The following is a 9,360-nucleotide window of genomic DNA, read 5'->3' on the forward strand; positions in this document are numbered from 1 at the left end:
CCTACTCGTAGCGAAGCGCGTGGATGGGGTTGGTGCGGGCGACCCGCAGCGACTGGCCGGCGACGGTGGCGACCGCGATGGCGAGCGCGAGCAATGCGGCCAGGACGAACGGCGTGGGCGTCAGCGCGATACGGATGTCGAAGGTGTTGAGCCATTCGCGCATCGCCCACCAGGCGACCGGCCAGGCGACCAGATTGGCGAGCACCACCGGCCTGGAGAACTGCCAGACCAGCAGCCGCACGATGTCGCGCACCTTGGCGCCCAGCACCTTGCGGATGCCGATCTCCTTGGTCCGTCGTTCGGTCGCGAACGAGGCGAGGCTGTAGAGGCCGAGACAGGCGATCACGATCGCGAGCAGCGAGAAGGATGCGAACAGCAGCGTGCGCGCGCGATCGGCCGCGTAGAGTTCGCGGACGATGTCGTCTGCGAAGCGCGCCTCGAACGGGATTTCGGGCTCGAACTTGCGCCATACCTTGTTCAGCGCCGCCATCACCTCGCCTGGGCGCGCCGCGGCGAAGCGGACGAGCACCGTGTTGGTGCGATCGGGGTCATAGGTGAATACCATCGGCTCGATCGCATCGCGCGCGGTGCGGAACCGCGTGTCCTCGACCACGCCGACGATGGTCGCCGGAACCATGTTGAAGCCCCCGACGGCGATTTGCACGACTTGCCCGATCGCCGCCTGCGGCGTCCGGTACCCGAACTTCGCCGCAGCCGCGCGGTTGACCACGACGTTCATCCCGCGCGCGATCAGCGCCGGGGGCGCCTGCCCGCTGATCCGGTCGCCGGCAAAGCGGTCGCCGAGCAGGCGGCCGGCGAGCAGGTCTATTCCCATCGTCTCGAGGAAGGGGGCGTCGACGCCGAAAAAGCCCATCGACTGATAGTCCGCGGCGCCCTGCACGCGCATCAGGCTCTGCGTCTTCGCCGTCGAGGCCAGCCCCAATTCGGTGCGCGCAGTGACCGTGACCCCGGGGATGGCGAGCATCGCGGCGCGCGCCGCCTCATATTCGGCCCCTTGCGTGAAGCGCCAGGCATTGGCGATCTGGACCAGTCCGTCGCGGCGATAGCCGGGATCGACGGTCTCGACGAAGCGTGTCTGCGACCAGATCACCGAAGTACAGACGATCAGCCCGATAGCGATCGCGAACTGGAAGACGACGAGCGCGGCGCGGAACCGCCCGCTACCCGGCGTCTCGACCGAGGACTTGTTGGCGCGGAGCACCTCGGCGGGCTGGAAGCGGCTGAGATAGAAGGCCGGATAGAGGCCGCCCAGCAGCCCCGTCGCCGCGAAGAGCCCGAGCGCGGGCCAGAACATGCCGCCCTTGCCGAAATAGGCGATGTGGAGATCGGCACCCACCAGGGCAGCGATCCACGGCGTCGCGAGCTCGACGATCGCCAGTGCGAGCAGCATCGCGACTGCGGCCAGCACCAGGCTCTCGCCGAGAAACTGGACGATCAGTTGCCCGCGCGATGCGCCGAGCACCTTGCGGAGCGCCACTTCACGGGCGCGCTGGGTTGCGCGCGCGGTGGAAAGGTTGACGAAGTTCATCACCGCCATGCCGAGCGTCAGCAGCGCGACCACCGCGAAGGTCGCCAGCGAACGCGGATCGCCGCCGGGGGTCATCGCCTTTTCCTGCGCCGCGCCCAGATGGACGTCGCCGAGCGGCACCAGCCGGAAATCCATGAGGTCGGACATCGTCGCCGGCTTGCCCTCGATCGTCTCGACGGGGATCGCGCGCTTTTCCCAGCCGGGAAGCGTCCTGTTGATCGCCACGGCGTCGGCACCGGGGCGGAGCTTGACGAAGTGCTGCTGGTCGAAATTGCCCCAGCCCTGATAGGGGACCTGGCTCGGGTCGCGGCGGAAAACGATGCCGAGCTTCAGGCTGGTGTTGCGCGGCAAGTCGCGCAGCACGCCGCTCACCCGATAGTCGCGCTTGCCGGGGCCGGCACCAAGGCTCAGCAGCTTGCCCAGCGCATCGGCGGTGCCGAACTGGCGGATCGCCTCGCTCTCGGTCATCACGACCGAATTGGTGTCGGGCAGCACGCTCGCCACCGAACCCTGCGCAAAGGGTAGATCGAAGACCGTGAAGAAGGTCGGGTCGACCGTCGTCGCCTCGAGGAACATCGGCTGGCCGTCATGCTCGGTGACAGTCTTGCCCAGCGCCACCGAGGTCATGGCCTCGATCTGCGGAAAACCGCTGGCCAGCCTCTCGTACAGCGGGAAGGCGCTCGCCTGGCTGTGGACCGCCGGCTGCGCGGGTGGATGGATCGTCGTCTGGACCTGATAGACACGATCGCTGTCGGGCAGCCAGCTGTCGTAGCTTTGCTCGTAGCGCACATAGCCGAGGATCAGCAGGCAGCCGGCGAGCCCTAGCGCCAGCCCGCCGATGTTGATCGCGGCATAGGCGCGGTTGGCCGCCAGCAGCCGCAGTGCGATCGTCAGATAGTTACGCCACATATGGCATCCCCTTCCTGCTCCCCTCCCCACCTGCTCGGCGGGGGTAGGGAGAGGGACATGGCCGCGAGGGCGAGCCACTACCCCTCTCCCCTGCCCTCTCCCCGCGAGCGGCGAGAGGGTGACTTCTTCACGCCGCCCGGCGCCGCTCCTGCAGGATGCGGCCGTCGAGCATCGACACGATCCGCCCCGCGTAATCGGCGTGCGCCGGCGAGTGCGTGACCATCACGATCGTCGAACCCTCGGCATTGAGCGTCTGAAGCATCCGCATCACTTCCTCGCCATGGTGTGTGTCGAGGTTGCCGGTCGGCTCGTCGGCGAGGATCAGCTTGGGGTTGGCGACGAGCGCGCGCGCCACCGCGACGCGCTGCTGCTGGCCGCCCGAGAGCTGACTCGGCCTGTGCCGCGCGCGATGGGCGATGCCTACCTTGTCCATGACCTCGTCTACGCGGCGCTTGCGCTCGGAAGCGGAGACATTGTGATAGAGCAAGGCGAGCTCGACATTGTCGCGGACCGACAGTTCGTCGACCAGGTTGAAGCTCTGGAAGATGAAGCCGATGCTCTCCTTGCGCACGTCGGCGAGCTTGCTCTCGGAGAGGCCGGCGACTTCCTTGCCATTGAACACGTACGACCCGGACGAAGGGCTATCGAGCATCCCGACCATGTTGAGCAGGGTCGACTTCCCGCAGCCCGAAGGCCCCATGATCGCGACGAACTCGCCCTCGGCGATGTCGAGATCGATCGCGTCGAGCGCGGTCGTCTGCACCGTGTCGGTACGGTAGACCTTGGAGAGTTCGCGCATCGTCAGCATGGAATTCCCTTTCGTTGGAATTATTTGGTCAGGTCCAGGCGCGTCTTGTCGGTGTAGCCGGTATAAGGCGAGGTCAGCACCTTCTCGCCGGCATCGAGCCCCTCGAGCACTTCGATGAACTCGGCGTTGCGGCGGCCGAGACGGACGTTGCGCTTGACCGCGCCGGTACCGTCCGGGGTGACCACGAAGATCCAGTTGCCGCCGGTCTCGTTGTAGAAGGCGCCGTTGGGAACGAGCAGAGCCGGAGCCGGATCGCCGAGCGTCAGGCGCGCCTGCATCGTCTGGCCGCGCTGGATGTTGGCGGGCTCGGCCCCGACGAACTGCAGGTCGACCTGGAACTGGCCGTTCTGCACCTGCGGATAGATCTTGGTGACCTTGGCGTCGTAGCGCTTGCCGCCGAAATCGAGGCTCGCGCGCTGCTGGAGCTGGACGCGGCCGAGATAGAATTCGTCGACCCCGGCGATCAGCTTGTTGCGGCCGGGGCTGTCGATCTGCCCCACCCGCTCGCCGCGCTGGAGTGACTGGCCGACCTGGACCGAGAAGCCCGAGAGCTGCCCGGCGACCGGCGCGCGCAGCTGGAGCGCGTCGAGATTGGCGCGCGCGATGGCGAGGCCCGACTGCATCGATTGCGCCGCCGCCGCCTGCTGCGAGAGCTGGCTGCCCTGGAGCCGCTCGTCGGTGGCCTGGCTGCGCTTCAGCGCCGCGAGGTTGCGCTGGCTGAGCGCGTAATCGGCCTGGGTGTCGGCGAACTGCTTGCCGGAGACGAAGCCCTTCTCGGCAAGCGGCTTCTCACGGTCGTACTGGCGACGCGCCTTGTCATAGGCCGTCTCCGCCGCGAGCACCGCGCGCTCGTTCGCGAGCCGGGTCTGGGCGAGCGACAGCTCCTGGCTGCGCATGTTGTTGATCTGCTGCTCGACCTCGGTCTGGCGCGCGAGCGTCGAGAGCTGGAGCTCGGCGTTGGAGAGCAAGGCGATCGGCTGGCCCTGGGCGACGGTCGCGCCGTCCTCGACCAGCATCTTCTCGACCCGGCCGCCCTCGACCGCGTCGATATAGACGGTGAGCAAAGGCGTAACCCGCGCGCGCAGCGGGATGAAATCGTCGAACGTGCCTCGCGTCACGGTGGAGATGGTGACATTGTCGGCGCCGACGGTCTGGCTCGATCCCGAAGGCGCGAACCACCAGAACAGCAAGGCCGCGACCAACGCCAACGCCCCGCCGAGCGCGGCCTTGACCTTGGTCGACAGCTTCCGCGTCTCGACCACCTGGTCCATTCCGCTCCCGGTGACGGGGCGATCCCCCGCATCTTTCTGCATCCGAACGACACCCATGGTCATGACTTAGCAACCCCCGTGCCAAGCCCGGACCGGAGGCATGGTTCGAGACTGATCACAGGAAGGCACCGGTACAAGCGTCCGATTTCGAACACTTCTGTCCGAAATCGAACGCCAGGCTGATCGATACGAAGCCCAGCCGGAGCAGCGCGTGGCCGCTCTCCGCGCGCACCGCCACGTCGAGCGCGGCCTGCGGCTTGCCCGCAAACGCGGCCGCCGCGCAGGCGAGCGCGCCCAGCAGCACTGCATTTCGCGCCACTTTTCCGCGTCGGCTCCCAGACACTTGTGCATTCCTCGCCAGCTATTGCCTGCGCTTCTCTCAGCAGGAGCCGTGCCAAATGCCGCGCCAGCGAGGTGATAGATCTCCTTCTCCCCTTGTGGGAGAAGGAAGGGGCCCGCTCGCGAAGCGAGTGGGAAGGATGAGGGGGACATGAGTCTCACTCCCCCTCACCCTTCCGTCGACTAACGTCGGCTCCCTCCCTCTCCCACAAGGGGAGAGGGAAGATGGACATTGGCACGCATTTTGATTGTCCGGAATCGCACAGCCGCTGTACGGGAGTGGACGGCATGGGGAGCGGGCCTGAATTCGACTATTGCGTCGTGATCGACGACGACGACGACATCCTGATGGCGTCGCGGCTGCTGTTGCGCCGGCTGTTCAGCGACGTCGCCACCGTCCGCAGCCCCGACGAAGCATTGCCCCTCGTCGAGGCGCGTACGCCCGACGTCGTGCTGCTCGACGCCAATTTCGCGCGCGGGGCGACCGACGCGGCAGAAGGGCTCGCCTGGCTGGAGAAATTGCTCGGCATGGATCCCGAGATGGTGGTGGTGATGATCACCGCGCATGCCGGGGTGCAGGTCGCGGTGGCGGCGATGAAGCGCGGCGCGACCGACTTCGTCTCCAAGCCCTGGTCCAACGACAAATTGCTCGCCACGGTACGCACCGCGGCCGCGCTGCGCCGCTCGCGAAAGGCGGCGGTGGCAGGCGGCGCCGCGCCCGCGCCGGCTTCGTCGGTGATCGCCGGAACCGCGCTGCTCGGCCAGTCGCCCGCGATGGCGCGCGTCCATTCGCTGATCGCCCGGGCCGCGCCGACCGACGCCAATGTCCTCGTCCTCGGCGAGAACGGTACCGGCAAGGAACTCGTCGCGCGCGAACTCCATCGCCAGTCGCTGCGCGCCGACCAGGTGATGCTCACCGTCGATCTCGGCGCGGTCTCCGAGGATCTGATCGATTCGGAGCTGTTCGGCCATGTGAAGGGCGCGTTCACCGACGCGCGCACCGATCGCGTCGGCCGTATCCAGGCAGCGGACGGCGGCACTTTGTTCCTCGACGAGATCGGCAATTTGCCGCTTCGCCTCCAGCCCAAGTTGCTGACCGTGCTCGAGCAACGCCAGGTCACCCCGGTCGGCGCCAACAAGCCGGTGCCGGTCAACATCCGCGTGATCGCCGCGACCAATCTGCCGCCCGAGAAATTGCGCGACGAGAGCCATTTCCGCCAGGATCTGCTGTTCCGGCTCAACACCGTCGAGATCGACCTGCCGCCTTTGCGCGAGCGGCTCGAGGATGTGCCCGAGCTGATCGAGCATTATCTCGACCATTATGCCAAGCGCTACGGCCGCCCGCATCCGCAGCTCAGCGCCGCCGCGCGCGCGGCCCTGCTCAATCATGACTGGCCGGGCAATGTCCGCGCGCTCCGCCACGCGCTGGAACGTGCGGTGATCCTCGCGCGCGACGTGCCGCTCGAGCCGGAGGACTTCGCGCTCGTCTCGGCGGCACCGCGGATCGCGCCTTCGGCGGTGGTGGCGCCCCACGCGACCGAGGACCTCAACCTCGAGCGCGTCGAGCGCCGGCTGGTCGAGGAAGCGCTTCGCAAGCACGGCTACAACATTTCGCTGGCCGCGCACGAGCTCGGCCTGTCGCGTGCAGCACTCTATCGGCGCATGGAGAAGCATGGGCTTTGACCAGCGCTTCACGATCGGGCTGCTCGCCTGGATCGTCGCGCTGGTGGCAGTGCTGCTGGCGTGCATCGCGGCCTTCCTGGCGCCCGGGCTCGGCGCGGCGCGGATCGTCGCGCTCGCCATCGCCGCCGCGACCTTCGCGGGGCTCTGGCGCCACGTCACGCGCACCAACCGCACCGTCGCCCGCTTCCTCGAAGCGCTCAAGTTCGGCGATACCGCGCTCCAGTTCGATGCGCAGGGTGGCGCGGGGTTCGACGAGCTTGGCAGCGCGCTCAACGAAGCGCTCGCCCGCTTCCGCGTCGAGCAGGACCGCATCGCCGGCGAGCTGCGTTACCTCGACGCGCTGGTCGACGACATGCCGGTCGCGGTGCTGACGGTCAGCGCCGACCGCCATGTCACCCTCGCCAACAAGGCGGCGCGGCGGCTGTTCACCGGCGAGCATGGGACGCGGCCCGAGGATTTCGCGGTCTATGGCGCGACCTTCGCGCGGCGTCTTGCGAACGCTTCGCAAAGTGAAGAGCTATTGATTCTCAATATCGCAGAACGCCCGCAGCGGATGCTCGTGCGTGCGGCGACGCTCGAGCGGCTCGGCCAGCGCACCCGCGCGATCAGCGTCCAGCCGATCCAGGGCACGCTCGACGCCGTCGAGATGGCGGCGCAGACCGACCTCGTCCGCGTGCTGACGCACGAGATCCTCAACTCGCTCACCCCGGTCACGTCGCTCGCGGCGACCGCGGCGGACCTGCTCCGCGATCCCGATCTCTCGGCCGATCCGCGCATCGGCGACGCCCGTATCGCGGTCGAGACGCTCGCCCGCCGCGCGCAGGGGCTCAGCAACTTCATCGAGGCCTATCGCGCGGTGGCGCAGACCCCGGAGCTCAAGCGCCAGAGCTTCGCCGCACGCCCTTGGGCCGACGAGCTCGCGCGCATCTTCGCGGCCAAGGCGCCGGCCGTGCCGCTGCAAGTGGAGGTTTCGCCGGGTAATCTAGCCCTCGACGCCGATCCGGACCTGCTCGCCCAGGTAGTGATCAACCTGATGCAGAATGCCGCGCAGGCGATGCAGGAGACCGCGCAGCCCCGGCTCGCGCTACGCCTGCTCGGCGACAACCAGGCGACCGTGATCGAAGTCGAGGACAACGGCCCCGGCGTGCCCGAGAGCTTGCGGCAGGACGTGTTCCTGCCCTTCTTCACCACCCGCGCCACCGGCACCGGCGTGGGGCTGAACCTCGCCCGCCAGATCGTCATCGCGCATGGCGGCGCGATCGACGTCGGCGATGCGCCCGGCGGCGGTGCGCTGTTCCGGATCGTGCTGTAACTTATCCTCCCCCTGGCGGGGGAGGATAGAAATGCCGCTATCCCCTCACCCCCAACACCGGCGCGCCAGGCGGCACCGCCGCATTGCGCCACCGCTCGACGGGGACGGCCTCGACCGTCCCGTCGTCCAGCCGCCGGCGCTGAATCAGCGTCGCGGCCTGCTGGCTGGTCCCGCCGATCGTCGCGCGGGTGCGCACCCAGAAGGTGTTCGAGCGGAACGACGTACCGCGGGGCAGCGAGACGTTCTGGTCGCTCAAATCCTTGGCGGTCAGATAGCCCTGCCGCGCGCGCACCTCGACCAGCCGCTGCGCCACCACCGGATCGCGGAAGAGCAAAGCGAGCATCTCCTCGTCGGCGGCGTTGAGGTTGAGCGTCGTGGTCCCCGGCAGCGCGGTCACCAGCCGTTCGAGCCGGTCGGCGACCTTGGGCTCTACGCCCGCCAGCCGCAACGGCCGCAGATCGGTGACCGGGCCCTGCAACCGCACATATTCAACCGCGGCGACGATCTGCTCGGGGGTCAGCCCCACTTCGTTGCCGATCGTCTGGAACAGGATCGTCGACGCGACCTCGCCCGTGCGCACCGAATTGATGTTGAAGCGCCCCTCGGCGTCGGCAATCGCGAGGTCGAAGCTGCCGCCCTCGATCGGCGCGCCATTCTCCGAGAGCTTCGCCCAGGGCTCGCCGACATGATCGACCTCGGGCGCCTGCTCGCCGTCGCGACGCAATGCGACCAGCGCCGAGAGCTCGCCGCCGCGTACGATCGCCAGCGCGCGCGCCGCCTCGCGGGTGCGCAGGCCGCGATCGAGCGCAAGCTCCTCGCGGTTGATCATCAGCAGCACCAGCCCCGCGGCGATCGCGACGAACATCAGCACGTTGACGAGGATCATGCCCTCTTCGTCGCGGCCGCGGCTCACTGCTTGGGCTCCTCGGGCCGGACCGGGAGCGCGATCACGCGCCGCAGCGAGCCCGGCGTGCCGCCCGGTCCCTGCACGACCATCTCCAGCGCAACCGCGCGCGGCCAGCGGTCCTTGTCTTCCTCGCTGATCGGCCAGCGATCGACCCATGTCCCGTCCCAGAAGCGCCAGCGCACCCCTGTGACTCCCGCGAGCACCAGCTGCGGCGCCGGCCCCACCGTCCGCACCAGCGCGCCGCCGGCGGCGCCGTAACGCAATGGCACCGCCACGCCGCCCATGCCGGGGGCCGTGCGGTTGAAGGAGAGGTTGGCGCCGCCGCCCGACAGCGGCCCGCTCGCGATCTGCTCGACATCGCTGGAGACGACGAACATCGTCCGCTGCAGGTCGGCGAGCCGGTCGAGCCGTTTCTCGGTGCGTCCCTGGACGTTGATGATGCCCTCGACCAGCGCGAGCCCGGCGACCGCGATCAGCGCGAACAGCCCCAGCGAGATCATCAGCTCGATCAGCGTGAAGCCGGATTCTTCGGTAGGGGGTCTGCACCGGCCCGCTCCCCCACCCGGCCTCCCATATGATCCT

8 protein-coding genes are annotated in these 9,360 nt (G+C 68.4%); 2 read left to right on the forward strand and 6 right to left on the reverse strand.

The features are described 5' to 3' along the window. Nucleotide 1 precedes the first annotated feature (1 nt). From MT490_RS05990 to MT490_RS06005, 4 genes are all read right to left on the reverse strand, one after another. Nucleotides 2-2,458: an FtsX-like permease family protein gene (locus tag MT490_RS05990; RefSeq protein WP_297385158.1), complete on the reverse strand. Its 2,457-nt coding sequence runs from the start codon at nucleotides 2,456-2,458 to the stop codon at nucleotides 2-4. A 127-nt stretch (nucleotides 2,459-2,585) separates the two neighbouring features. Beyond that, on the reverse strand, nucleotides 2,586-3,266 hold the full coding sequence (locus tag MT490_RS05995; RefSeq protein ID WP_297385160.1) for an ABC transporter ATP-binding protein: 681 nt from the start codon (nucleotides 3,264-3,266) through the stop codon (nucleotides 2,586-2,588). A 20-nt stretch (nucleotides 3,267-3,286) separates the two neighbouring features. Continuing rightward, nucleotides 3,287-4,537, reverse strand: a complete 1,251-nt coding sequence (locus MT490_RS06000) for an efflux RND transporter periplasmic adaptor subunit (RefSeq protein ID WP_297385162.1) — start codon at nucleotides 4,535-4,537, stop codon at nucleotides 3,287-3,289. A 115-nt stretch (nucleotides 4,538-4,652) separates the two neighbouring features. After that, complete coding sequence (locus MT490_RS06005) at nucleotides 4,653-4,856, reverse strand: hypothetical protein (protein WP_297385164.1); 204 nt, start codon at nucleotides 4,854-4,856, stop codon at nucleotides 4,653-4,655. A gap of 308 nt (nucleotides 4,857-5,164) precedes the next feature. On the opposite strand from MT490_RS06005, the gene MT490_RS06010 reads away from it, so the two are divergent. Together MT490_RS06010 and MT490_RS06015 are read left to right on the forward strand one after the other, a co-directional pair. Then, on the forward strand, nucleotides 5,165-6,559 hold the full coding sequence (locus MT490_RS06010) for a sigma-54 dependent transcriptional regulator (protein WP_297385166.1): 1,395 nt from the start codon (nucleotides 5,165-5,167) through the stop codon (nucleotides 6,557-6,559). After that, a complete protein-coding gene (locus tag MT490_RS06015) occupies nucleotides 6,549-7,871 on the forward strand; it encodes an ATP-binding protein (RefSeq protein ID WP_297385168.1) in 1,323 nt (440 codons plus the stop codon). Before MT490_RS06010 ends, MT490_RS06015 begins: the two co-directional genes overlap by 11 nt. A 37-nt stretch (nucleotides 7,872-7,908) precedes the next feature. Here the strand turns inward: MT490_RS06015 and MT490_RS06020 are convergent, their stop codons facing one another. Continuing rightward, on the reverse strand, nucleotides 7,909-8,784 hold the full coding sequence (locus tag MT490_RS06020; RefSeq protein WP_297385170.1) for a type II secretion system protein GspK: 876 nt from the start codon (nucleotides 8,782-8,784) through the stop codon (nucleotides 7,909-7,911). Beyond that, nucleotides 8,781-9,360: type II secretion system protein GspJ (locus tag MT490_RS06025; RefSeq protein WP_363321729.1), on the reverse strand; the 580-nt coding region annotated here is incomplete at its 5' end. The genes MT490_RS06025 and MT490_RS06020, both read right to left, overlap by 4 nt.

The organism is Sphingomonas sp., assembly GCF_026460985.1.
GTDB lineage: Bacteria > Pseudomonadota > Alphaproteobacteria > Sphingomonadales > Sphingomonadaceae > Sphingomonas.

Coding starts and splice junctions, on each gene's coding strand:
- MT490_RS05990 (WP_297385158.1), bottom strand. CDS start 2,458: ATGTGGCGTAACTATCTGACGATCGCACTGCGGCTGCTGGCGGCCAAC.
- MT490_RS05995 (WP_297385160.1), bottom strand. CDS start 3,266: ATGCTGACGATGCGCGAACTCTCCAAGGTCTACCGTACCGACACGGTG.
- MT490_RS06000 (WP_297385162.1), bottom strand. CDS start 4,537: ATGGACCAGGTGGTCGAGACGCGGAAGCTGTCGACCAAGGTCAAGGCC.
- MT490_RS06010 (WP_297385166.1), top strand. CDS start 5,165: ATGGGGAGCGGGCCTGAATTCGACTATTGCGTCGTGATCGACGACGAC.
- MT490_RS06015 (WP_297385168.1), top strand. CDS start 6,549: ATGGGCTTTGACCAGCGCTTCACGATCGGGCTGCTCGCCTGGATCGTC.